This window comes from Paraglaciecola sp. 25GB23A, from assembly GCF_040012495.1.
Lineage (GTDB): Bacteria > Pseudomonadota > Gammaproteobacteria > Enterobacterales > Alteromonadaceae > Paraglaciecola.
On record NZ_JBDYKM010000012.1, the window covers coordinates 15976 to 38807 of the forward strand.

Consider the following 22832-nt stretch of genomic DNA (forward strand, 5'->3'; position numbering starts at 1 on the left):
AAATTTCCAGAAAATCGAGACTATTTTTGTCATTAATTTACAATAAGGCTCTTTTTATTGGGAATCTGCATAATAGCATGTCAAACATTGAGCAAAAAACTATTGGTGACAGTGTCTTACTGTTTGAACAAAATTTATTAACTAATGTTTCTATTGCTATGTTTAGTCCTCAATATTGGCAAGACCAACACAAAGTTATCGGTCAAGCTATGGGCCGCGGCGTAACAACATTTTTTCAAGAAAATGGCCGTGACTTTGTACTGCGCCATTATCGTCGTGGCGGTTTAATTGGCAAACTGTTAAGCAATCAATATCTCTACACCGGCTTGCATCACACCCGGGCTTGGCAAGAAATGCAACTTCTCAATACTATGTATAGTTGGGGCTTACCGGTACCTAGAGCGGCTGCAGCAAAGATAAACAAACGTGGGCTGGTGTATACAGCAGACATTATTTTAGAAAAAATTCCTGAGGCACAAGATGTCTTTAATGTGTTGAATGGCCAGCCACTGAGTTCAAGTATTTGGCAGCAGATTGGTGCTGTGATTAAACAACTGCACGACAAACAGGTTTTTCACCATGACCTGAACATTCACAATATTATGCTCGATAAATACAATAAGGTATGGTTAATCGATTTTGATAAATGCCAAATACAAGCTGGTGAGTCTTGGAAAGCGCAAAATTTGCAACGATTGCTGCGCTCTTTGCGTAAGGAAAAAAATAAAAACCCCAGTTTTTTTTGGCAGGAAACTCAATGGCAATGGTGTATGGAAGGGTATCATTCTATCAATCTGTAACAGAATTTTGGCAATTCAATTTAAATAAATTGGCTTAGTGGTAGGTCTTTAAGTTAGCCTAAAGGCTACTTATCGTTGTTAATAGTTTTTATATGCATACTAAAGCCATTTATCCAGGAACATTTGATCCCGTCACTAACGGCCACGCCGATTTAATTGAGCGTGCGGCCAATATGTTTACTCACGTCATTGTAGGTATTGCGGCTAATCCGAGTAAAAAACCTTTATTCACCCTTGATGAACGCGTTGCTCTGATTAAACAGGTTACTCATCACTTGCCTAATGTTGAAGTCATTGGCTTTAGAGGTTTATTGGCTGATTTTGCCGAAAACCAGGGTGCAACGGTTCTGATCAGAGGTTTACGCGCGGTATCTGATTTTGAATATGAGTTTCAATTAGCCAATATGAACCGCCGTTTAAATCCAAATTTGGAAAGTGTTTTTATGACTCCATCGGAGGAGAATTCTTTTATCTCGAGCACCCTAGTAAAAGAAGTGGCTCTGCATCGCGGCAAGGTTGAGCAATTTTGCCATCCTTGCGTTCAAGAGGCTTTGAGCAAAAAATTAAAAGGTTTACAGCAAAATATAGCTACAGACAATGTCACCTAAATCAGAGTAGTGATGTTTAAAAAGTGTGAATTGAGCTTTTGATGATTAAGGATTTAATACAAACTCATCTTTCCTAAAAAATAGGACATCACCAGAGGTGAATTGTTTGTGCAAAATATCAACAACATATTTTGACATGTGTTGGCAATCCATGGCGCTAGCATTCGACAGATTTAACTGATCTCGGAACTTGGTATTAATCGCACCAGGGCATAAACAATAAGCTTGGTAGTTATCATTTGCTAAACATTTAGTGAAGGTAATTACCGCCGCTTTTGACGCGCAATAGGCAGACCAGTCCGCATAAGCATTGAAGCCTGCTGTGGATGAAATGTTGATGATTATGGTTTTAGGATTGGCGTGTAGTGCCTGTTTCGATATTAAAAATGTACCGATAAGATTAACGTTTATATCATTAATCCATGCATCTATTTCAGCATCTAAAATCCGTTTAGGGTGAATACATCCGGCGTTATTAATCACTACGTCGAAATTTTTTCCCTTAAAAAAATGAGCCACACTTTGAGGATCGGTAACGTCAAGTTCCTGTCGACCCGCTGTGGTGATTGAGTATTCATGCCCGAAGTCTGTTTGAAAACTAGTTGCCCAGTCGCCTTGGCCCCCCGTAATTAGGATTTTAGTCATGTTTGATGACATCGGGGATAGAGTGTTTGTCAGATGAGCTAATTAATTCTTTATATTGTGTATAAATCTGTTTTTTAAGTTTGGTGCTACTCACACCTGAACCGTAAGGAAAATAAAATACTTTAACGCCCAACTCTCTCAAATAATCATATTTTCCTTTCCAATCATCGCCTATGACAAAAATATCTATATTAAGATCTTTGACTCTTTCCGTGTGCTCAAGTGAGCGTTGTGGGATAACTACATCCGGATATTTTAATGCCTCGATAATCGCTATACGCTCTTCAAAAGGGATAGAAGGAGGTTTTTTATACGAACAAACCAATTCATCGGTGCTTACTCCAACGATTAAAGTGTCGCCCAAGCCAGCACCATATTCGATCATTTTCAAATGATTTCTATGGAACAAATCAAAGGTTCCGGATACATATACAACAGTAGACATATAATTTTCCAACAAGAAACGATGCAGGTAAAAGAAAAGCGGTTTCTTTTTATTACAGCGTTAACACAACATGAGTTAATGAGTATTTAAAAATACGGCGAAAAACCCAGCCTTAACAATGAGTTTTTGGTTTATGAGCTCAACAGTAAACTACCATTTTCTTGTCTTTTGGCGCAAGGCAATAGTCAATTTGAGTCAGCGTCATTATTGTAGAACAACTGTGACACATGTAAATCTCTTGATATCAGCTTTATCTTTTTGCATGATGGCTTTCTGAACGACGAAGGAGCCTCGTTGCATTTATACGCCTCGTTATTTTAATGACTACGCTTTACTTTGACCTCCAGTTAACTTGCTTTAAGGAAATGCAGTGAATCATTATTTGTTTTACATTGGTCAAAACTATTCCTTTGAAATCCTTAGGCCGCTACAACAAGAAATTCGACAGCGAAATGGTAAAGTAGCTTGGTTTATAGAGGGCTCAGAAGTCGATAGTAGTAAATTTCACGCTGATGAAGTTTTACTATCTACAGTGCAAGAGGTCATTAATTTTGACCCTATCGCGGTATTTGTGCCCGGTAATACCGTTCCTCGCTTTATACCAGGGCTAAAAGTACAAGTTTTTCACGGCTTTGAATGGAAGAAAAAGGGCCACTACAAAATTCGAGATTGTTTTGATCTTTATTGTACGCAAGGGCCACAATTTACCGAAGAATTTAATAAAATCAGAGCGATAAGTAAAAATAAACATTACGAGATAAAGGAAACAGGTTGGCCTAAAATAGATGTACTGTTCAATGCGATAGCCTATCAATGGCCGTCGAAAAGACAAGTACCTACCTTGCTTTACGCCCCCACATTTTCGCCGGCTTTTACCTCTGCACCGGACTTATATGATGAAATTAAACGTTTGGCTAAAGAGACTAAGTGGCAATGGTTAATAAAATTCCACCCCAAAATGCCTCTCGAGTGGATAGAAAAATTCAGTGAGTTGAGCTCAGATAATATTCATATCGTCGATATAGAATCTCTTGCTTCGGTTTTGCAAGCGGCAGACGTGATTATTTCAGACACTTCATCGATTATTACTGAGTTTGCCTTACTTAACAGACCCGTTGTAACGTATAGGAACTCTGTTCCCGAAAACCACTTGATTGATATTCAGCAAGCGCACGATCTAGAAAAAGCAATTGAGCAAGCCTTAACACTCTCAGATGAACAGATGCAAAAAATTCAAGACAATGTGGCTAAGCTGCATCCTTATCGAGATGGCCGTTCAAGTGCGCGGTTGTTAGATGCAAGTTTGGAATTAATCGCTAAAGGCCTGTCGCATCTGGACCGCAAACCGACTAATTTTATTAGGGAGTTTAAAATGCGTATGAAGCTCTCATACTGGGGTTTTTAAGCTTTAAATACTGTGGATTTAAGACTGGCAGTGATCACAAAAGAAGGTATTACGCTGGCCAATGGTTACCGACTGAATGGGTTTTGTGCAATTAACGCAGGCTTGATTAAGGCGTCCATACACTTTAAGTTCTTGGGCAAAATAACCGGGCTTGCCATCTGCTTGGGCAAAATCTTTTAGGGTGGTACCGCCTTGCGCTATAGCATGTGCCAGTACTTGTTTGATGATTTGACCTAAGGCTAGATAGTCTTTTTTCTTGACTTTATCAGCACTTTTTCTAGGGTCGATACCCGCTATAAATAATGATTCATTAGCGTAAATATTACCCACGCCAACCACAATTTTATTGTCCATAATGAAGTTTTTCACTGCAACACTTTTACCTCTAGAGCGTTCATATAAGAGTGTGCCGTCAAAGTCGTCAGTAAGGGGTTCTGGCCCTAAGGTTTTAAACACACTCAAAGCAGGTTGACCAAGCCCTTGCCATAAACATGCGCCAAAACGTCGAGCGTCGTTGAGTCGTAGGCAGTAACCACTCGCTACCACAATATCTACGTGATCGTGCTTTTTAACCGGTGTATCACTGGGTAAAATATGCAATCTGCCCGACATGCCTAAATGAATAACAATGCTACCGAGTTCGGTATCGAGTAATAAATATTTGGCACGTCGGCGAATAGATTGAATAATCAAACCTTCAGCCAAATGAATATCCTGAGGAATGGGCCAGCGCAGTTGACGATGGCGCACGATAATTTTTTCAATCCGCTGATTTTCTAAATGAGGTGTAATGCCTAAGCGGCTAACTTCAACTTCAGGTAATTCAGGCATCGTTGTCACTATCAATAAATAAACGGCTAAAAGCAGTATTCGTAAGTTGATACAAACGTTGTTGGCTCAATACTAGGGTTTTATCCGCTACTTGAAATATTTCGAATTTAAGTGGGACTTGTTGCCCGACTAAATTAACTACAACACGGCGGCTATCTGTAGCCTGTGAAATACTGAGCTCAGTTTCTGCCGTATCTAACCTAGCGTCTATCCAAACCTGATTCAGCCTAATCAGTTGGTTTTCTGAAGCTTTAATTCCCAGAGCACGCCAACCTTGGCCAATACGTTCTACCTTAACATCATCAAACTCCAAACTTGCGATCACTCCACCTGTAGGAATTAAACCCTCTGGTTGTTCACTGTCTGCGCCACCAGTAAGAAAGTTTGATGTTGAGTTAAACAAAAAAATTAAAATCAACATACTGAATATGATGACGTTATTCCAGGCTTTACGTGACAATTTAACCATGATTTGGGGGTCTTAAGTGAATTTTACAGCGATTATGACATATTGCTAAAACGCAAAAAACCCAGCGATAGCTGGGTTTTTCAGGAGACAAAACCAGTAGAATTACTTAATTTTGGCTTCTTTGAACAAAACGTGCTGACGAATTTTAGGATCAAACTTTTTGATCTCCATTTTGCCAGGCATATTACGTTTGTTTTTATCGGTAGTGTAGTAGAACCCAGTACCTGCAGTAGAAACTAATTTAATTTTATCACGCATGATCTGATTCCTTAGATTTTAACGCCATTGGTACGCAGATCAGCCAAAACTGAATCAATACCTTTTTTATCAATAATACGCATACCTTTAGTAGATAAACGTAACTTCACGAAACGGTTTTCACTTTCAACCCAAAAACGGTGGGTTTGCAAGTTTGGCAAAAAGCGACGACGGGTCGCATTTTTAGCGTGCGAACGGTTGTTACCTACCGCTGGGCGCTTGCCAGTAACTACACATACTCTGGACATCGTATTGTCTCCAAACAATCTAAAATTTTAGCTCTGACAAGAAACAATAAGCAACATGCCAGCTAATTCACTATTAACAAGAGGGCGCATTTTATACAGCAATCCCCATATTAGATCAAGAATATTTGTAGAAAAACTAAACTTTTGCTATTCCATAGGGGGTTTTAGTGCACTTATTTAGTTTTGTTGCTTTTCTGATCAACAAATTGGCCTCTATCATAGTTTGTTCAACATATTCTCTGTTGTGGTCTAAATGTAAACAAATTGCTGAATATCTTATTTGCTTTGACCTTATGCCGAAGTTTTTAAGGCGCTCACCCAGCTCCCTATCTTCACCACCATATTGCATTCTTTCATCAAAACCGTTGACCGCAAAAATATCTTGGCGCCAACCCGAAGCATTGTGACCATTCCAAGTCGCTTTGGTCGGAGTTAATTGATTTAATAAAAATTGCTGCATGCCTCGCGCCTTTAATTTCATATTTTTGTGGCTTGATTTTAGGCCATGTTCTGCCAGCCAATTTATGTTAAAGGCATCGCCAGACGCAATATGCGAGGGTTTAATCGCCTGACTTGTTTTCATCGGCAGTTTAAAATAGCCACCTGAAAGAAATTTACCAAGCTCCCTATTTTTATGATGTACAGCGAGAAAGTCGCTACGAGGAATACAGTCCCCATCAGTAAACACTACATAGTCATATGCACATTGCGCGAGGGCCTTATTTAATATTTGGGTTTTTTGGAAGCCCTTATCCTCTTGCCAAATATGTTTAATGGGCATGCCTGTTTTTTTTGCAAAATGCTTAATGCAGGCGCGAGTTTCATCGCTGGAGCCGTCGTCAGCGATGATCAGTTCAAATTGGGTAAAGGTTTGGAAATAGAATCCCCATAGGACTTTTTCTAGCCACTGGGGAGAGTTATAGGTGGTGAATATCACTGACAATTTCATGGGGTAAAAATGCTCAATTCGATAGCTAGCATTAGTTTATCGCCCCAAAATTGACAAATTGATGACGTAAAAATGAACCTTTTACGGCATTAAATTAGCCCTCGTTGCGCGAAAGACACGGCTACACCATCACCGATCACAAAATGGTCGAGGACACGAATATCGACCAGTGCCATGGCATCTACAATACGCCGAGTGATATGTTGGTCAGCTTGACTGGGTTCCGCCACACCAGAAGGGTGGTTGTGCGCCAATATGACAGCAGCTGCGTTATCGTCTAAGGCTTGTTTCACTAAAACTCTCGGGTAGACACTGGCGCTGTCGATAGTGCCAAAAAACATCGGGCGATATTTAATCAAACGGTGTTGGCTATCGAGCATCAGCACGGCAAACACTTCTTGTTTTTGATCGCGTAATTTGGACAACAAAAAAGTTTGCGTTTGTTCGACCGAGTTTAGCGCATCGACTTTATCCATTTTTTCAGCAAGATAACGTTTAGACATTTCAATACTGGCTTGGAGTTGCACAAATTTAGCTTGACCTATTCCTTTGACTTGGCAAAACTCGGTTTGTGTTGCGCTAAGTAAACCGCGCAAACTACCAAAAGTGGATAATAAATTACGGGCTAAATCTACTGCGCTGCAGCCTTGAATACCGGTGCGTAAAAAGATGGCTAATAGTTCGGCATCAGATAAAGTTTCAGATCCTAGCTTGAGTAGTTTTTCTCGAGGTCTTTCATTAATGGGCCAATCGGTAATTTTCATGCATCCTTGCCTACTTGTTTGAATTGAGACTCAATTCACTATCTGGGTAAAATAAGCCTAGCAAAAGGTCACAGTTCCAGCCAATATTGTTAGCAGTTTTAGTGGTTAAACCAAGATAAGTTCCTTATGTCGATAAACAAGAAAAACATATTGCTTGGCGTTACCGGCGGTATTGCTGCCTATAAAGCGCCTGATTTAGTCAGAAAATTGGTAGCCTTAGGCGCCAACGTGCGGGTGGTATTGACAAAATCAGCCTTAGAGTTTGTCAGTCCCTTGGCCTTACAAGCTGTCTCGGGCCATCCCGTGTCTGACGATTTACTGGATAAAGACGCTGAAGCTGCAATGGGCCACATAGAACTAGCAAAATGGGCAGATATATTACTTATTGCCCCTGCCACGGCAAATTTCTTAGCTAAGCTCACACATGGTTTGGCTGATGACTTGTTGTCTACCTTGTGTCTGGCCACAGCCTCGCCTATCGTGGTTGCGCCAGCCATGAACCAGCAAATGTGGCATGCCCTTGCAACGCAACATAATTTGGCTGTTTTACAGCAGCGTAATATTCGATTTTTAGGGCCTGCTGCGGGTGAACAAGCTTGTGGTGATGTGGGACTGGGTAGAATGTTAGAGCCACAAGATATTGCTAACTCATTAGATGAAGTAATGCCGCAGCAGGTTTTGCAAGGTAAAAAAGTACTGATAACGGCAGGGCCAACGCAAGAAGCCATTGATCCGGTGCGTTATATTTCAAACCATAGTTCTGGCAAAATGGGTTATGCCCTCGCTAAAGCGGCTAAAGCCATGGGTGCCGAGGTTATTTTAGTCAGTGGCCCCACCAATCTTAAGCCACCTGCAAATGTCACGACACTCCCTGTGACAAGTGCGGCGCAAATGCACCAACAAGTTATGGCACAAGTCAGTACTTGCGATATATTTATCGCCTGCGCCGCGGTAGCTGACTATCGACCTGCACAGATTACACAGCAAAAAATTAAGAAAAATGACCAAGAGTTAACGCTTACTTTTGTGAAAAACCCTGATATCCTTAGCGATGTAGCACATTTGCAACATCCCCCTTTTACCTTAGGTTTTGCCGCAGAAACGCAAAATATAAGAGAGTATGCACTATCTAAGATGACGCGAAAGAAACTCAATATGATTGCCGCTAATGACGTGTCTGATAGCCGTATTGGCTTTAATAGCGAGCAAAATGCCTTAACGGTATTTTGGCCAGAGGGTGAAGTTAACTTGGCTATTGCCGATAAACAGCAACTGTCCATGCAATTATTGCAACTGGTGTCAGAACAACTTAAACCGTAAAACAACAGTCATGTAGTCAATGCGAGAGCTAATTAGGATCGAATAATGCCAGCAACAAAACGCCCAAATCGCCGAGCCCAAATACTTCAGGCCCTTGCCAGTATGTTACAAACTAACCCAGGGCAAAAAGTCACGACAGCCAAGCTGGCAGCACATGTGGGGGTTTCAGAAGCAGCCTTATATCGCCACTTTCCTAGTAAAGCGCGTATGTTTGAGGGACTCATTGAGTTTATTGAAGAAACCTTATTTTCTAGAATTAATAAAATACTGAATGAAGAAAAAGATACGGCGACCCGCTGCCAATTAATTTTGCATCTTATTTTAGGTTTTGCTGAAAAAAATCCTGGTATCACGCGCATTTTAAACGGCGACGCCTTAATGGGGGAGCAAGACAGGTTACGTGAACGTATCGCACAGTTATTTGAACGTCTTGAAACACAAATGAAACAGGTATTACGCGAGCGTAAATTGCGAGAAGGGAAAACATTGCCAGCCGACGAAGGCTTAATTGCTAATATGCTAATTTGTTATGCCGACGGCAGAATAAACCAGTTTATTCGCAGTGAGTTTACTCGGCGCCCTACCGAAGGTTTTGCAGAGCAGTGGGCGTTTATTAATAAGCAGTTTTTTAATTAGACGCTTTTTAATATACCTTCAGGCAAAAGCCCGCTAGTTCAGCGGGCTTTTTAATTTCAGCGCATAAAACAATTATTTAGAAAAAGTATCACCAAAAAAGTCATCTTTATTCCAGCTTGAGCGCTTCGCTTGATTCGCTAGGGTCAAACCAATTTGGTAATTTACTTCAGCAAATTTAGTCGCCGCCTTCCAATTAAAGGCCTGACTAAAGTCATCCCCAGGCTTGTGGTAATTGGTAGCAATAAATTTATTAAACTGCTCGCTACCATCAATATTTGGATCCGCAGACTGTAAACCCGGTACTAGGAACACAGAGGGAATCCCTTGTTTAACAAAACTATAGTGATCAGAGCGAGTAAATAAGGCTTGTTCTGGCCAAGGATCGGGGCTCAGGCTTAAACCGATATCTTGTGCAGCGCTAGCCACTGAAGCTTTTAAATCGCTGTGGTCTGCGCCAAAGGCAATAACATCGGCGAACTCGTAGGTGAGTATAGGCATATCTAGATTCACGTTGGCTACCAAAGAACTCAGTGGCACAGTCGGGTTTTGTGCAAAATAGTCAGAGCCCAATAAACCTTTTTCTTCCCCCGTGACAGCTACAAACAAAATAGACCGTTTAGGTTTGGTTTCAAGCTGGCTAAATAAACGCGCGGTTTCCAGTAATACTGATGTGCCGGTGGCGTTGTCCATTGCACCATTGTTTATTTTATCTTTTGCGACAGTTTTTGCAAAACCGATATGATCAGAGTGAGCTGAATAAACGATATACTGTTTTTTCAACTCTGGGTCAGAGCCCTCTAATATCGCTACAACATTGGGGCTTGAGATGGTTTTGTGCTCACTACGTGACTCAAGTTTTATGCTTAGAGGAATATTAAAACCCTTGGGCGATGCGTCTTCTTCCAATAAGGCATATATCTGTTCAAGATTTTGTGGGGCCTTAGCAAAAACCAATTCAGCCGCTTCCTTACTCAAGTAAGCGCTACCTTGTAGTTGTGGGAAAACACTGGCCGGTTGACCACTGGCATCTAACCAACGCACACTTGGGGTGTGCAAATAATTGAGTAAGTTTTGATAAGGTCGCACTTTTTCTGCTGTAGGAGTACTTACCGTGATAAAACCGATGGCACCGTGTTCAGTCGCGTGTTTTTGTTTTTCGAAACTAGAGCCAAAATGAGCGCCTTCTTCGCTGGGGAAAGACTTCGGTTTACCCGATAAAGCGACTACAACCTTACCTTCAACGTCTAAGCCTGAATAATCATCATGGCTCAGTTCAGGCGCGACAATACCGTAACCAACAAAGATGAGTTTACCTTCCAGTAATGCCTGTTCTGTAACCGGATTAGCCCCGCTTAAAAATTGTTTTGGATAAGATAATTCAATATCGCCTTCTTCACCGCTTAAGGTCAGGTGAATAGAAGATTGATCGACATGGGCCTGTCTAAAATTGATGCGTTGCATGTAGGTTCCGTCATCACCGCCCGGTTTCAAACCATACTTTTCAAATTCAGCAGCGATATACAAAGCAGCTATTTCATGGCCTCTAGAACCAGTATCGCGACCCTCTAATAAGTCGTCTGCTAAAAAGCGTAAATGGGATTTAATGCGCATTGGATCGGCATGTTGTTCGGTCTTTGGGATGTCAGCCTGACAGGCTGCTAGTATAATAGTGCCTGCTAATAGGCCCATATATCTGCGTAACGTCATCGTAGTACTCGCTATTATTATAGTTAAATTGATCGGGCTTACATTAAGTGAGTTTGGATCAAAATGCCATCTTGACAGAACAATTTACTCAGCTAACCTGTTGAGAACATTTGTTCTGAAATCAGATTTATTATGCCTCGTAAAGCGCAGTACGATGTGGATGCAGTATTAAGCCAAGCCATTGATGTTTTTCTTGAACATGGCTATCACGGTACGATCATGGATGAAATTATCGCTCGGGCTGAATTTAACCGCCGCGGCTTTTATCTTGAATTTGGCAGCAAGCAAAATTTTTTGTACCAAGTGCTGGCGCATTATCAGCAAACCTACCTTAAAACGATCATGCTGCATCTTGAAAGCAAGCAAGGTTTGGCGTCTATCACAGCCTTTTTTGCTGCCTATGTAAAACATGTTAAAGGTAAAGGCTGTTTATTAATTAACTGTGTGGCAGAGCTGGGCTTTGACGACCCTAAAATTCGAGAGATTGGGCGTCATTATCTGGACCGTTTACAAATTAATTTTATTGGCTGTTTAGAAAAAGCACAGAATCTTGAACAGTTACACCCACAAACCAATATTGAGTCCACTGCCTTGCAACTAACCAGTTATGTACAAGGTTTTGCTATTAACGCCATTTTGGCCGGTGATACCGATGAACTGCAGTTAGCCACAGAGGCCTTGTTAGGGCCCTTAGCAATCCATAATTCCATTTAATTCGTATATTTTGATTTTTTGTGAAGCTATTTTCATGTCTCGAATGTTTTTGGTTCTTGTATTAATTTGTTGCTGCGCTTGCACTGCTCAGCCAGTGCCATCCGAGGTCGACTTACCGGCACATCACAGCAAGACGGGTTTCACTAATCCATATATTGAGGAAGCTGACAAAAGTTTCTTTTCTTTTTTAACTATGCGTTTTTTTGGTGATGAGCAATGGGCTGACCATCAAGCCTTAGCCAATCAAGTACCAGTCCAGACGGTGCAACTTGAACGCATAGCTAGTCCGCAGAGTCAGTTGCAGCTTACCTGGCTCGGACATTCAATGTTTTTAATTCAATACCAAGGTAAAAATATCCTGACCGATCCGATTTTTTCTGATCGTGCTTCACCACTAAGCTTTGCCGGGCCGAAACGTTACATTCCCCATGTGATGGACTACAAAGATTTGCCGCCTATCGATGCAGTCGTTATCAGTCATAGCCATTATGATCATTTAGACCTAGAGGCGGTTGAGCAATTGGCTAAAAATAGTCATTTTTTTGTTCCGCTAAAATTAAAACAATGGTTTCTTGAGCAAGATATCAGCGCTGCAAAGGTGAGCGAATTGGATTGGTGGCAGTCGCAAGATTTTAATGGCATAAGCTTCCAAGCACTGCCATCACAACACTGGTCAGCGCGAGGCTTAGGTGACCGCTTTGCCACACTGTGGGCAAGCTGGTCGATTACTATCGGTGATAAACATCTGTGGTTTGCGGGTGATACGGGCTACAACCCAGTGCAATTTAGATTAATTGGTGAGCGGATTGCTGCCATTGACTTGGCTATGATACCTATTGGCGCGTATGCGCCTAGATGGTTTATGCAGCCGTATCACGTTAATCCACAAGAAGCGGTGCAAATTCATCAAGATGTCGGTGCCCGTAAAAGTATTGGTATGCATTGGGGTACATTCCCCTTAACCGCAGAAGAACCCGGTGAGCCACCTATCAAGTTGGAACAAGCCAAGCAGAGGAGTCAAATAGACCCGCAAGCATTTATAAGCATGGCAGTAGGTCAAACCTTAATTATTGACTGAATATAAATACTCTGGTGTTTAGCCCACTTATCGGTAAAATCCGCTGCCCTATCTATGTATCGAGAATGTTGTATGACCGCCAAAAAGCCGCTTTTTCGCATTCAGTTTATAAGTAACGGTGAGCGTTATGAACTTTTTGTGCGCGAGGTTTGCCAAGGCAATATGTTTGGTTTTATCGAAATAGGTGATTTTGTTTGGGATACCCACACAAGTTTAGTCCTTGACCCGAGTCACGAAAAACTCAAGACAGAATTTGCTGATGTGACAAGAACTTACGTGCCTATGCACAGTGTTTTGCGTATAGATGAAGTGCAAAAACAAGGCAGCTCTAAAATCAGCCAACTATCTGATAAAGTAATGGCCTTTCCTAGTCCAATTTACACCCCTAAACATACTCCAAAATAGCACGTGTTGATTTCATTACAGCAAAAAATCACTTATGCTTCGATGCAATTAAGTCGAAGTATTTAGGTTGTTTATGAAGTTTATTGTACCTCGCCTTGCTGTAGTTTTGGTTTTGCTCTGTTACGTTTTGAGCGCTATGGCCCGCTCAGCAGAACAAACGACAACTGCATTTAATGTTTTATTAGACGATATTTGGCAATATAAACTATCGGTGCAGCCTATTAGCGCCACGGGCTACGGTGTGCACGATTATGACGCTCAGCTAGCCGACATGTCGCCTCTTGGTCTGGCCGCTCAAGATCAACAATATCGTGTATTTTTATCTCGTTTAAGCCAACTAGATAGTCGCGAGCTAAATAGAAATGCTCAAATTACCCTGCAAATTCAGCAATATCACTTACAAAACGATATCGACCAGTACGCCTACCACGCTCATTATATGCCACTAACTTCAGAGTCAGGCTTTCATAGCGAATTGGCTTTTTTACCCGCTTCAATGCGTTTTAAAACCCTTGAAGATTATCAGCACTATTTGCAGCGTTTGAAGCAGTTTCCTCGCTATTTTACAGAGCAAATATACTGGATGAAACAGGGTATGAGTGCTGGAATAATGCAACCTAAAGCAGTGTTAATGGGTTTTGAAGAGTCTATTAAAGCGTTTATTAAGGCAAGCCCACAGGAAAGTCATTTTTATGAACCCTTTAGGCAACTTGGTGATAATCGTTTTACTACTGAAGAGAAGCAAGCGTTGCAACAACATGCTGCTGAAGTCATCGAAAGGCAGGTATTTCCGGCCTACCAACAATTTTATGATTTTTTTGTCAATGAATACCTGCCTAATAGCAAAAGCGATATCGCCGCTCAGTCCTGGCCAGATGGTAGAGCCTATTATCAAAATCGTAGTAACTATTACACCACTACCAATATGCCCGTGGATGATATTCATCAATTGGGTTTGAGCGAAGTAAAGCGCATTCGAAGTGAAATGCAAAAAGTGCTAGATGACTTAGATTATCAAGGTGATATCAATCAGTTTATTGCGTACTTACGCACTGACCCGCAGTTTTATGCTAAAACGCCAAATGAGTTACTCAAACAAGCCTCATTTATAGCTAAAAAAATGGACGCCCACTTACCACAATTATTTAATTTGTTACCCCGTATACCTTATGGTGTCGAGCCCGTTCCCGAATCGATTGCACCCAAGTACACAACGGGTCGTTATATTGCCCCCACGCGGGATGACCAGCCTGGTTATTTTTGGGTGAATACCTACGCCTTAGATAAACGTCCTTTGTATGCTTTGACTGCGTTAACATTACATGAAGCGGTGCCGGGTCATCATCTACAAATTTCTCTTGCTGCAGAGATGCAAGACTTACCTAACATCAGGCGTTATGGTTATCTATCGGCCTTTGGCGAAGGGTGGGGGCTATATGCTGAATTTCTGGGTAAAGAGGTCGGTATGTATAGTGACCCTTATGACGAATTTGGACGTTTAAGTTATGAAATGTGGCGAGCTTGTCGGTTAGTGGTTGATACAGGTATGCATGTTAAAGGCTGGTCAAGACAACAAGCCATAGACTATATGCTAGAGAATACCGCCTTGTCAGAGCACAATGTTAAAACCGAAATTGATCGTTATATTTCGTGGCCAGCTCAAGCTTTATCCTACAAAATAGGGGAGTTGAGTATTAAAAAGTTGCGGTTTAAAGCGCAAGATAAACTAGGCGAACGTTTTGATGTGCGCGCCTTTCATGATGCAGTATTAGCCTATGGCTCGATACCTTTATCTGTATTAGAAACCAATATTGAAGATTTTATAGCGAGTCAATTATGATGATGTTTGGAATTATAGGTTTGTTAGTTTTAGCCTTAATCTTTTTTGTAATGCGGGTGCAAAGCGTCCAGTTAGAGTTAAATAAAGTCAAGTTTGAACTCAAAACTTTACAAAAAAATACCAAGTTTTCCTTGGGCTCAATTATGTTGATGTCTAAACAATTAACCAACAGTTATCGCTTCAAGTTAGATGCAATGCGCCGCCATGGCACTCTGCATGGCGATGACTTGACTGTTGTACAGTTTCTTGTTGAAAACGTAGAGTTTGTTGTTATGCAATGCTGTGAAAAACAGGCCACAGTTGAAGAGGCAATTAAACAGGCCTTAGAAGGGTTTTCTATCGATATGGCTGCGGTACAACAATATATCGCTCGCCAACCCGTTGATGTCAGAGTGCCATGGAGCAAAAACACCCTAGATGGTTATTTAGCTGCGTGTAACAATCTACTAATGGCTAAGGGGAAAGTGACAGAGTCAGAACCAGTAGTCGAAGCAATAAGTCAGTAGAATGGTTAAATTGCAAAGTTCAACACTATTTGTTGGGTGAGTCTGCCAAGAGTTACTATTAATATCACTATTGATCTCAGTTTTTTACGCTCTGGGCCCAATAATAATGTTAACTAAGTTACCGTCATGAAATTCGAGAATTTTTATGAACTGACCTTTTTCGGGCACATAAGTGTAACGTTCAATATTGACATAACTATGATTGATTTTAGCTTGGCCGATATATTCCGCATCAAAGGGTTGGCCACATTTTAATTTTACTTCTATGCTAGTATCGCCTGTCCTAACCAGATCAGTTCCGCACCTCATGCTGTCAGCAAAAGTTGATCCAGAATATATCAGCATTAAGCCAGCTAAGGTTGAGCAGAGTTTAGCTTGCATGTGAGCCTCGTCAATATCGTGTAAATACCTTCAACATTGTCATAATCGTAGTGACATGGTCAAGCCAAGTTGCCTAAACTGGCCATTTTATTGGATACAAGTGTATTAGAAAAGGCGGGGTTGGTTTTTCACTCAGTGTCATCGCAAGCGTTTTGGGTTTTTGTCTGGCAAACCGCATGGATGACTGAAACCGATATAGCGGAATTAATGTCGGGCGATAAACGCTCAGCCGCCACCGATACGCTACTCCAGCCTTCACCGGTTTCGACCTGACCAATAATAAGGCTGAAGTAATCGTTATCATCTTCTCCGGTCTGTGCCGTGATCGCGCAGGCCTGTAATGCCTTCTTGATAGCGCCAAATTGGGCCTCGGTTTTTTTGAACGATGACCAAAAGCACTGGAAGCGAGCCTCGCTGACAATAGAATCGGGATCTTCTACCCGAGTAACGATAACCGAACAATTCGCCGCAGCTGCTAGTTGACGCTCGGTCATATACTCATCGCGGGTGTAATTAAAGCTCGTATTGTTCTGTAGCATCATCAGTTCGGGATCAGGCGGCAAGTTTTTTCGGGCACCTCTTAAATCGGCAAAATTTTTCTCGCTCGCTGCGATAGCATCTTTTAGGGTTAAGCAGTCTACGTCTTCAGCCTTAGCCCACGAAACGTTTAACAGTAATAAAGCAATGGTGATCTTGAGCTGAGATTTAAATATATTCATCGACGTCATTCTTGTATAGGACACATAGTTGTTATAGCACGGACGCGGCCAATTACGATAAGACATCCAATTAATTTTTGTTGATTAGGGAAAAATCAAAATTTGTTCTGACCCAAATAATATCTAAACCGATAACTGGTGTCATATCACTGACCACAGCATTTTTAAGCTTAGTGTGATCAATAGAAAGGCAAAGATCTTTTTTAATGTCGCTACAGGCAGATAATGAGATGCCCTTACCCCAAAAGGAGCGGTAAAAAAGCTTGATAAGGCAATCAATAAAAAAGCAGGTAGATAAACAAAACCTAAGGTGTACTCACTGCCTAGAGCAGCGCCCCAGCCATTGACTAAATAGCCGATTGTGCCAGCTAAAGAGATAGGTAAACCGATGGTGGCGGATGTTGCGATAGCATGTTTAATCGCCACATTTCTCGAGGTAAGATAGGGGACGGTTAATGCGCCGCCACCAATAGATACTAGCGCCGAGACAGCGCCAATACCAACAGCCGGGAGCAAGACACTACTAGTCGCTTCTGGTTTTGGTGTTGATTGTATTGTCGTTTTTTTGAGTAAGTTTAAAGCTGTTATCGACATAAATGTCGCAAAGAAAATCGCCAGATAAAATGAATTGAGGTAGGACGCAATAAAAGTCGAACAAAAAGTACCAATAATGATACCTACTGACATTTGTTTAACTAAATCCCAGCGAACAGCCCCTGTTTTGTTATGTGCGCGCATGCTTGAAATGGATGTCACTATTATGCAAGCCATGGAGGTGCCTAAGGCCAAATGCACCACATTATCAGGTGATACCCCCTGGAGTAAAAATAGCGATGTGAGGATAGGCACGAGTATTCCACCGCCCCCTACACCCAATAATCCAGCAATAAAGCCGACTATGCTGCCCAACACTAAAAAGGCTATTATCCATTCAAAACTGAGCATTTTTTGCCTCTAAAATGTAAAAACCATAGTATGCAAAATATCAACAACTAGCATATATACATAGTGATTATTTATATCGATTTTATACTAAATATGTGTGCTTCGAGAGTCATGCGACCAACTAAATATTGAGACAAACACTCTCTCCTCGCCGGTTTGAACAACAAGGTACGAATAAAATTGGGTTAGTAAGTTGATTGGAGAGCGGTTTTTCTTCGTTAGTTTTTGCAGTTGTTTGAAACAACTAACTGGCATGTCATTGACGACCAGTTATACCTGCAATGGATTGCGCTAGCGTAGCGATAATCTTGGGGGTCGCAGGGTATGCCTGTGAGGCAGATAATAAAAGCTTCGCGGCTAAAGCGGCTCCTACAAAAGATTATAGGTAATATTCAAACTTAGCCGTATTTTGTTTTACCTAGTTGCTGCTTTCAAAAGAATCAAAAACTCATTTTCGTTAACGGGCATTATCGATAAACGATGGCCCTTTTTCACTAAACCTATTTCGCTAATCGCTGGCATGTTTTTGATTTTTGTCAGTGGCAGTACTTTGCTAAATTTCTGCTTAAACTGCACATCTACCATCACCCAGCGCGGATTATCGGGGCTGGCTTTTGGATCAAAGTACTTCGATTCAGGATTAAATTGACTGTGGTCAGGGTAGGCTTCTTTTACCACTTCAGCAAGGCCGGCTATGCCAACCTCTTTGCAACTTGAATGGTAAAACAACACTTGGTCACCTTGTTTTACTTCATCGCGTAAATAGTTGCGAGCTTGATAGTTACGTATGCCGTCCCAGTGCTCAGTTTGTTTAGGTTTGGCGGCCAAGTCGTCGATGCTAAAGGCGTCGGGTTCAGATTTAAATAACCAGTATTGCATGAGCTTGTCAGAGTGGCTGAAATAGGTAATAGGAATTATGCGGGATTTTTAGCGGGATTTAAACGGTGAACGTATGTTAGATAAGCGCTTAAGAATACCCCTTTAGGGCGCTTTCTAGCTATTAGCATTTACTTTAACCAGCCTTGGGTTAAGTTGGCAATCACTCGGCCATTCACTAATTTAAAGTTTTGCTTGTCGCTGGGTATCAGGTTATGGCCGTCTTGCACTGCTGCGGATACTTCGCACCAGCGCTCTCACTTAATACTCAGTGTATTACTTGATGCACAACGTTTAAGTCAGATAACTCAAATCAAGTACGAAATTTCGCCATAAATTGCTCGTCGTTGGATTTATTGATAACTATTTATTTTTTAAGTAAATTATGGGAGCCTAGCTAAATAAAAATAACAAGGAAAGGGTATGGATGCTGATTTTTTTTCGTTTCTTTTTAACGCCTTTCTGTTTGTAGGCGTAGTTGTTGCCATCAAAGATCGGTCTCGCATCAATGGGTTACTGCTAAAACTAACGCACCTTCAAAAAGTCATTGATTTTCAAACCTCTCAAATTGAAAAGCTCAAAAAGGCTCTAAAAGAGTTGGCTCCGCCAGAAGAGTCTGTCAAGCAAAAAGCCCTGCTTGATGTTAGCGAAGCTGCCATTAAGGTTGATACGAATGAAACTAAACAAAATCCTAGTTTAGAAACAACGCAATTAAGTGAAATCTTTCAGCAAAATAGCGGTGAGCATACCGTTGAAAAGCCTGTTCAATCTTCGCAACACGCATTTAGTTTAGATTCATTATTGAAGGGCAATGGAATATTTTGGCTAGGAGGCCTTGTTTTAGCCATTGGTGGAGTGTTCTTAGCTAAATATTCAATAGAAGCAGGTTTATTACCGCCCAGCGTGAGAGTTATTTTAGGTGCTATTTTTGGTGTAACTTTGGTCGCCACTGCTGAAACGCTAAACCGCTTTAAAGATAAGTTTAAAATTAATACACCCTATATACCTGCTGCCTTAGCAAGTGGTGGCGTGATTACCTGTTTTGCAATGGCTTTGGTATCGTTTGATTTTTACCACTTCATTACTCCAAACCTCGCATTTATATTGTTGGCGTTAATATCGCTGGTAGCAACTTACTTAGCACTGAGGTTTGGGCCTGTGTTAGCTGGTATAGGTATAATTGGTTCTTATACTGTGCCAGCATTGGTTTCGACAGGGTCAAATAATGTAATGGCTTTGTTGCTGTATGTGTCATTTGTGTCTTTATCAGCCGTTTGGGTCGCTGAATATGTAAAACAAAAGTGGGTTTGGTGGTTGAGCTTTGCAGGTCATTTTATTTGGTTTGTAGGAGCAATTGTCATGGGTGGCAAAAGCGACTTTGCCGTCATAACACTTTTCACATTCGTATCGCTTTACCTCTATGTATTGGCAAGTCTATTGGGTTGGAAGCTCAATTTGGGCTTGCAGGTTGCTCTGTCAGTTAAAGAACTGTTGATGCCAAGAAAAGAGCAACTGGTGATCCTCTTATCATTGTGTTTGTTCGCTCTGTTTCTGACAATTTATCCTGAATTTATTCACCTTATCTGGGCTGCTTTGTTTATAGGGGTCTTGGCATTAGTGGTCTCGTATAGACACAGTGCATTAGATACTTGGCCTTTTCTAGCGTTGGCTTTTGTTTTATGTGCGTTTAGTTTGATGCCCGATAGCGTCGATTTTGCAAACAACCTTTTCCCTTTCAATGGTAAGTATCTTTTTGTTCAACTTGCAGTCGTTATTGGATCAGGGTTTAGTTTGTTTATGATCAAGCGTTTTGCAGATCGTGTGGCCTATTTGTTGCTGCTTGTGCTCACACCCCTAAGTTTATTTGGTATTAGTTACATTACTTCACCATCAGCAGCAGAGAATTTCTTATATCCCGTTTGGACATTTGAAATGTTGTTAATTGGAGCCGCTGCCTCATACGCCGCGATGAAATCTCAAATTGCTATTCAACAAGTTACCTTTTTGGTGTTGGCTAACTCAATGTTGACGCTGTGTTTTACCATGCTTCTCTCTGCCAGTACCCTTACATTAGCCATTGCAGCGCAGGTTGCTTCCATGAGTTATTTAAGTTGGAAGTTTAAGGTTAAAATCCCAGACTGGTTGTATAAAGTTGCGTTGCTAGTTGTTGTTACTCGCTTAACGCTGTCGCCTTGGTTAGCAGACTACAAAGATGAGTCAATCTTTGGCATGCACTGGACATTAGTCATTTACCCAGTGGTATTGGGCATCATTTGGTTTAGTTCCAAATTTAACCTATCGAAGATTTTGAATAGATGGTTTATGGGGGTATTCATCCACCTGATAGCTCTGCTGATAACAACCGAAACTAGCTATATTCTCGTTGGCGATTACCCAGATTTTTTTGACCTTTCATATAAAGAGGCAGTTTTGCTGTCGCTTAATTGGTTAATACTTTCTGTTGTGTATATGTGGCGCAGTAAATTGACATCAAGCTCCAAAAAAGTATACCAAATTGCAGGTATTGCCTTGCTGTTAGGCTTTGCCCTTATTCATCTTGATATATCTGTTGTGAATAATCCCTTTGTAGATAACCGTTTTGTAGGCCTAGGCTTTTTTAATTGGTTGTGGCTGCATTGGTTAATCCCAGCTGTTCTGTTTTACTTGTATATTGGATTTAAGTTATCTCGCGAAAAGTACCAAAATGCTATTTTTGCTGTCATTGCGTTATTTGGTTTGCTGTTTGTTAACGGTGAAATTCGTAACCTGTTTAACAATGGTTATATTTTCTGGGGCACGCCGTTAAAACAAGCAGAACTATATACGTACTCCATAGTGTGGCTCATCATTTCAACCACTGCCATTTTCTCAGCACAGCACTTTAACAACAGGCATTTGACCAATGTAGGGTTTATGGGTTTGTCTTTGGTGATATTAAAGGCATTTGTTATTGATATGTCCCATTTAGAAGGATTATTAAGAGCACTATCTTTTATTGGATTAGGAATATGTTTGGTTGGGATTGGTTGGTTGTTCCAGAAGATGCAAGGCAAACCAGCATTAAATGAAGCACAAAGTTAGGTTTAATTGCTTTACCAGACACAAGTAAGCAGTGACGATTTAAAAGTTAATAAAATCAAAGATTAGAGGCATTGGCTTGTTCAATTGGCAGGTTAAATATTGCTTTATTGAAAGCCGGAGTGAGTCTGTTTTGGTCGGCCATAACGTGAAAATTCTTTGACCTGGGTAGTACTAACTGCACCCGTTAATGCTTGTATCGTTAAACGCCAGCGAATGCTCCAAACTTCTAATTCAACTCCAATAAGTTGGCTTCCTGGTTTCTCATGTAGGCCTGATTCTCAGAGCGACTTAATCGAAGAGCCGCCATTCGCTGTTTGTTCACCTATCAACGTTGTACATAACAGATATTTTGCCAAACGATTTGCAAGGTCGATTTCCAACCCTGGTATAAATGACCTAAATTTCGTTTAGGCGTCTGGACTTAGCAATTTGGCTGTGGGCAAAACTTGCATCTGTCGCTAGTACAAATATACTGTATGTAAATACAGTATTTATTGTGCTTATGAACCCTATTCTTGAACATCTAAAAAATAAGAACCTTATTTGGCAAGCTAATCACACCAGTCAAATGGCGTGTGCCAATAGCACAGGTTTTAGAGAGTTAGATACACACTTACAAGGAGGTTTTCCACAAAGTGGCGTCATGGATATCGACAGTCCCATTGGCATTGGCGAGTTACGTTTACTGCTACCTGATTTGCTCACTAGGCAACAAAATGGCGATAGGCTGTTAGTGTTTATTGCGCCGCCAATGCATATAAATAGTGAAATGTTAGCGGAGTTTGGTTTTGAGTTGCAGCGGGTGTTAGTGCTGCAAGCAGCATCAAGTAAACAAGCGCTGTGGTGTGCTGAGCAATGCTTAGCCAGTGGTTGCTGCTATGGGGTGGTGTTGTGGCAGCAAGATATCGCGGTGAATCAGGTCAAACGCTTGCAACTTGCTGCGGATAAAGGGGATGCCTTACTGACTCTGTTACGTCAGCAAAAACAGGTACACATGGCTTTGCCTGTATCATTGGCGTTACGTTTACGGGCCTTACCTCAAGGTTTGCACATTGAAGTGACCAAACGTAAAGGTGGTTGGCCTAGCGCCGCTTTTACGGTGAACATGGGGGATAGTTGGCCTGAACTGAATAGCTTGCCTATGGCGGATAATATTTTGCATTTTCCTGCTCGACATTATCAAACCGCGTAAAGAGAGCAGA

25 protein-coding genes are annotated in these 22832 nt (G+C 41.3%); 12 read left to right on the forward strand and 13 right to left on the reverse strand.

The genetic code is table 11. The annotated features are described in order from the left end of the window. Positions 1–77: 77 nt before the first annotated feature. Both ABKW31_RS14970 and coaD read left to right on the forward strand, forming a co-directional pair. Entirely contained in the window at positions 78–800 is a 723-nt protein-coding gene (locus tag ABKW31_RS14970) for a 3-deoxy-D-manno-octulosonic acid kinase (RefSeq protein ID WP_348617362.1), read from the forward strand. A gap of 92 nt (positions 801–892) precedes the next feature. Then, positions 893–1408: a pantetheine-phosphate adenylyltransferase gene (gene coaD, locus ABKW31_RS14975; protein WP_348617363.1), complete on the forward strand. Its 516-nt coding sequence runs from the start codon at positions 893–895 to the stop codon at positions 1406–1408. A gap of 45 nt (positions 1409–1453) precedes the next feature. Here coaD and ABKW31_RS14980 read toward each other — a convergent pair whose 3' ends face one another. Together ABKW31_RS14980 and ABKW31_RS14985 are read right to left on the reverse strand one after the other, a co-directional pair. Next, positions 1454–2053 (reverse strand): SDR family NAD(P)-dependent oxidoreductase, encoded by a 600-nt coding sequence (locus ABKW31_RS14980; RefSeq protein ID WP_348617364.1) that lies wholly within the window; start codon positions 2051–2053, stop codon positions 1454–1456. Continuing rightward, the gene (locus ABKW31_RS14985; RefSeq protein WP_348617365.1) at positions 2046–2498 is read right to left on the reverse strand and encodes an adenylyltransferase/cytidyltransferase family protein; all 453 of its coding nucleotides are present in this window, start codon (positions 2496–2498) and stop codon (positions 2046–2048) included. Before ABKW31_RS14985 ends, ABKW31_RS14980 begins: the two co-directional genes overlap by 8 nt. 370 nt (positions 2499–2868) lie before the next feature. On the opposite strand from ABKW31_RS14985, the gene ABKW31_RS14990 reads away from it, so the two are divergent. Beyond that, a complete protein-coding gene (locus tag ABKW31_RS14990) occupies positions 2869–3903 on the forward strand; it encodes a CDP-glycerol glycerophosphotransferase family protein (protein ID WP_348617366.1) in 1035 nt (344 codons plus the stop codon). 18 nt (positions 3904–3921) lie between these two features. On the opposite strand, the gene mutM is transcribed toward ABKW31_RS14990, so the two are convergent. From mutM to radC, 6 genes are all read right to left on the reverse strand, one after another. Next, positions 3922–4734: a bifunctional DNA-formamidopyrimidine glycosylase/DNA-(apurinic or apyrimidinic site) lyase gene (gene mutM, locus ABKW31_RS14995; protein ID WP_348617367.1), complete on the reverse strand. Its 813-nt coding sequence runs from the start codon at positions 4732–4734 to the stop codon at positions 3922–3924. After that, a complete protein-coding gene (locus ABKW31_RS15000; RefSeq protein WP_348617368.1) occupies positions 4727–5203 on the reverse strand; it encodes a hypothetical protein in 477 nt (158 codons plus the stop codon). The genes mutM and ABKW31_RS15000 overlap by 8 nt, the downstream gene beginning before the upstream one ends. 102 nt (positions 5204–5305) lie before the next feature. Beyond that, positions 5306–5461 carry a 50S ribosomal protein L33 gene (gene rpmG, locus ABKW31_RS15005; RefSeq protein ID WP_068372994.1) on the reverse strand — a complete coding sequence of 52 codons (156 nt, stop codon included), beginning with the start codon at positions 5459–5461 and terminating at the stop codon, positions 5306–5308. 11 nt (positions 5462–5472) lie between these two features. Further along, positions 5473–5709, reverse strand: coding sequence for a 50S ribosomal protein L28 (rpmB, locus tag ABKW31_RS15010; RefSeq protein ID WP_348617369.1), 237 nt, complete (start codon positions 5707–5709; stop codon positions 5473–5475). Between the two features lie 136 nt (positions 5710–5845). Beyond that, a complete protein-coding gene (locus ABKW31_RS15015) occupies positions 5846–6658 on the reverse strand; it encodes a glycosyltransferase family 2 protein (RefSeq protein WP_348617370.1) in 813 nt (270 codons plus the stop codon). A gap of 89 nt (positions 6659–6747) precedes the next feature. After that, the gene (gene radC, locus ABKW31_RS15020) at positions 6748–7422 is read right to left on the reverse strand and encodes a DNA repair protein RadC (RefSeq protein ID WP_348617371.1); all 675 of its coding nucleotides are present in this window, start codon (positions 7420–7422) and stop codon (positions 6748–6750) included. Between the two features lie 126 nt (positions 7423–7548). Between radC and coaBC the strand changes: the two genes are divergently transcribed. Both coaBC and slmA read left to right on the forward strand, forming a co-directional pair. Beyond that, positions 7549–8742 carry a bifunctional phosphopantothenoylcysteine decarboxylase/phosphopantothenate--cysteine ligase CoaBC gene (gene coaBC, locus ABKW31_RS15025; RefSeq protein WP_348617372.1) on the forward strand — a complete coding sequence of 398 codons (1194 nt, stop codon included), beginning with the start codon at positions 7549–7551 and terminating at the stop codon, positions 8740–8742. A 45-nt stretch (positions 8743–8787) separates the two neighbouring features. Then, the gene (slmA, locus tag ABKW31_RS15030) at positions 8788–9378 is read left to right on the forward strand and encodes a nucleoid occlusion factor SlmA (RefSeq protein WP_348617373.1); all 591 of its coding nucleotides are present in this window, start codon (positions 8788–8790) and stop codon (positions 9376–9378) included. Between the two features lie 72 nt (positions 9379–9450). Here slmA and ABKW31_RS15035 read toward each other — a convergent pair whose 3' ends face one another. Continuing rightward, on the reverse strand, positions 9451–11085 hold the full coding sequence (locus tag ABKW31_RS15035; protein WP_348617374.1) for a M28 family peptidase: 1635 nt from the start codon (positions 11083–11085) through the stop codon (positions 9451–9453). Positions 11086–11217: 132 nt separating this feature from the next. Between ABKW31_RS15035 and ABKW31_RS15040 the strand changes: the two genes are divergently transcribed. From ABKW31_RS15040 to ABKW31_RS15060, 5 genes are all read left to right on the forward strand, one after another. Further along, complete coding sequence (locus ABKW31_RS15040; protein WP_348617375.1) at positions 11218–11799, forward strand: TetR/AcrR family transcriptional regulator; 582 nt, start codon at positions 11218–11220, stop codon at positions 11797–11799. A 34-nt stretch (positions 11800–11833) separates the two neighbouring features. Continuing rightward, entirely contained in the window at positions 11834–12877 is a 1044-nt protein-coding gene (locus tag ABKW31_RS15045; RefSeq protein ID WP_348617376.1) for an MBL fold metallo-hydrolase, read from the forward strand. A 72-nt stretch (positions 12878–12949) separates the two neighbouring features. Next, positions 12950–13282 carry a DUF1820 family protein gene (locus tag ABKW31_RS15050; RefSeq protein ID WP_348617378.1) on the forward strand — a complete coding sequence of 111 codons (333 nt, stop codon included), beginning with the start codon at positions 12950–12952 and terminating at the stop codon, positions 13280–13282. A gap of 136 nt (positions 13283–13418) precedes the next feature. Next, positions 13419–15122, forward strand: coding sequence for a DUF885 domain-containing protein (locus tag ABKW31_RS15055; RefSeq protein ID WP_348617457.1), 1704 nt, complete (start codon positions 13419–13421; stop codon positions 15120–15122). Further along, on the forward strand, positions 15119–15628 hold the full coding sequence (locus tag ABKW31_RS15060) for a hypothetical protein (RefSeq protein WP_348617379.1): 510 nt from the start codon (positions 15119–15121) through the stop codon (positions 15626–15628). Before ABKW31_RS15055 ends, ABKW31_RS15060 begins: the two co-directional genes overlap by 4 nt. Positions 15629–15712: 84 nt before the next feature. Here ABKW31_RS15060 and ABKW31_RS15065 read toward each other — a convergent pair whose 3' ends face one another. From ABKW31_RS15065 to ABKW31_RS15080, 4 genes are all read right to left on the reverse strand, one after another. Further along, complete coding sequence (locus ABKW31_RS15065) at positions 15713–16009, reverse strand: DUF2845 domain-containing protein (RefSeq protein ID WP_348617380.1); 297 nt, start codon at positions 16007–16009, stop codon at positions 15713–15715. A gap of 128 nt (positions 16010–16137) precedes the next feature. Next, complete coding sequence (locus ABKW31_RS15070) at positions 16138–16737, reverse strand: hypothetical protein (RefSeq protein ID WP_348617381.1); 600 nt, start codon at positions 16735–16737, stop codon at positions 16138–16140. 132 nt (positions 16738–16869) lie between these two features. Beyond that, positions 16870–17673: a sulfite exporter TauE/SafE family protein gene (locus ABKW31_RS15075; protein ID WP_348617382.1), complete on the reverse strand. Its 804-nt coding sequence runs from the start codon at positions 17671–17673 to the stop codon at positions 16870–16872. 414 nt (positions 17674–18087) lie between these two features. Beyond that, complete coding sequence (locus tag ABKW31_RS15080) at positions 18088–18552, reverse strand: EVE domain-containing protein (RefSeq protein ID WP_348617383.1); 465 nt, start codon at positions 18550–18552, stop codon at positions 18088–18090. A 420-nt stretch (positions 18553–18972) separates the two neighbouring features. On the opposite strand from ABKW31_RS15080, the gene ABKW31_RS15085 reads away from it, so the two are divergent. Both ABKW31_RS15085 and imuA read left to right on the forward strand, forming a co-directional pair. Further along, positions 18973–21630 carry a DUF2339 domain-containing protein gene (locus ABKW31_RS15085; protein ID WP_348617384.1) on the forward strand — a complete coding sequence of 886 codons (2658 nt, stop codon included), beginning with the start codon at positions 18973–18975 and terminating at the stop codon, positions 21628–21630. A 502-nt stretch (positions 21631–22132) separates the two neighbouring features. Next, positions 22133–22822 (forward strand): translesion DNA synthesis-associated protein ImuA, encoded by a 690-nt coding sequence (gene imuA, locus ABKW31_RS15090; protein WP_348617385.1) that lies wholly within the window; start codon positions 22133–22135, stop codon positions 22820–22822. Positions 22823–22832 lie beyond the last annotated feature (10 nt).

What these genes read in the sequence shown, in the direction of transcription:
- ABKW31_RS14970 (WP_348617362.1), top strand. Translation starts at nt 78, where the DNA reads ATGTCAAACATTGAGCAAAAAACTATTGGTGACAGTGTCTTACTGTTT.
- coaD (WP_348617363.1), top strand. Translation starts at nt 893, where the DNA reads ATGCATACTAAAGCCATTTATCCAGGAACATTTGATCCCGTCACTAAC.
- ABKW31_RS14980 (WP_348617364.1), bottom strand. Translation starts at nt 2,053, where the DNA reads ATGACTAAAATCCTAATTACGGGGGGCCAAGGCGACTGGGCAACTAGT.
- ABKW31_RS14985 (WP_348617365.1), bottom strand. Translation starts at nt 2,498, where the DNA reads ATGTCTACTGTTGTATATGTATCCGGAACCTTTGATTTGTTCCATAGA.
- mutM (WP_348617367.1), bottom strand. Translation starts at nt 4,734, where the DNA reads ATGCCTGAATTACCTGAAGTTGAAGTTAGCCGCTTAGGCATTACACCT.
- ABKW31_RS15000 (WP_348617368.1), bottom strand. Translation starts at nt 5,203, where the DNA reads ATGGTTAAATTGTCACGTAAAGCCTGGAATAACGTCATCATATTCAGT.
- rpmG (WP_068372994.1), bottom strand. Translation starts at nt 5,461, where the DNA reads ATGCGTGATAAAATTAAATTAGTTTCTACTGCAGGTACTGGGTTCTAC.
- rpmB (WP_348617369.1), bottom strand. Translation starts at nt 5,709, where the DNA reads ATGTCCAGAGTATGTGTAGTTACTGGCAAGCGCCCAGCGGTAGGTAAC.
- ABKW31_RS15015 (WP_348617370.1), bottom strand. Translation starts at nt 6,658, where the DNA reads ATGAAATTGTCAGTGATATTCACCACCTATAACTCTCCCCAGTGGCTA.
- radC (WP_348617371.1), bottom strand. Translation starts at nt 7,422, where the DNA reads ATGAAAATTACCGATTGGCCCATTAATGAAAGACCTCGAGAAAAACTA.
- coaBC (WP_348617372.1), top strand. Translation starts at nt 7,549, where the DNA reads ATGTCGATAAACAAGAAAAACATATTGCTTGGCGTTACCGGCGGTATT.
- slmA (WP_348617373.1), top strand. Translation starts at nt 8,788, where the DNA reads ATGCCAGCAACAAAACGCCCAAATCGCCGAGCCCAAATACTTCAGGCC.
- ABKW31_RS15035 (WP_348617374.1), bottom strand. Translation starts at nt 11,085, where the DNA reads ATGACGTTACGCAGATATATGGGCCTATTAGCAGGCACTATTATACTA.
- ABKW31_RS15040 (WP_348617375.1), top strand. Translation starts at nt 11,218, where the DNA reads ATGCCTCGTAAAGCGCAGTACGATGTGGATGCAGTATTAAGCCAAGCC.
- ABKW31_RS15045 (WP_348617376.1), top strand. Translation starts at nt 11,834, where the DNA reads ATGTCTCGAATGTTTTTGGTTCTTGTATTAATTTGTTGCTGCGCTTGC.
- ABKW31_RS15050 (WP_348617378.1), top strand. Translation starts at nt 12,950, where the DNA reads ATGACCGCCAAAAAGCCGCTTTTTCGCATTCAGTTTATAAGTAACGGT.
- ABKW31_RS15055 (WP_348617457.1), top strand. Translation starts at nt 13,419, where the DNA reads ATGGCCCGCTCAGCAGAACAAACGACAACTGCATTTAATGTTTTATTA.
- ABKW31_RS15060 (WP_348617379.1), top strand. Translation starts at nt 15,119, where the DNA reads ATGATGATGTTTGGAATTATAGGTTTGTTAGTTTTAGCCTTAATCTTT.
- ABKW31_RS15065 (WP_348617380.1), bottom strand. Translation starts at nt 16,009, where the DNA reads ATGCAAGCTAAACTCTGCTCAACCTTAGCTGGCTTAATGCTGATATAT.
- ABKW31_RS15070 (WP_348617381.1), bottom strand. Translation starts at nt 16,737, where the DNA reads ATGACGTCGATGAATATATTTAAATCTCAGCTCAAGATCACCATTGCT.
- ABKW31_RS15075 (WP_348617382.1), bottom strand. Translation starts at nt 17,673, where the DNA reads ATGCTCAGTTTTGAATGGATAATAGCCTTTTTAGTGTTGGGCAGCATA.
- ABKW31_RS15080 (WP_348617383.1), bottom strand. Translation starts at nt 18,552, where the DNA reads ATGCAATACTGGTTATTTAAATCTGAACCCGACGCCTTTAGCATCGAC.
- ABKW31_RS15085 (WP_348617384.1), top strand. Translation starts at nt 18,973, where the DNA reads ATGGATGCTGATTTTTTTTCGTTTCTTTTTAACGCCTTTCTGTTTGTA.
- imuA (WP_348617385.1), top strand. Translation starts at nt 22,133, where the DNA reads ATGAACCCTATTCTTGAACATCTAAAAAATAAGAACCTTATTTGGCAA.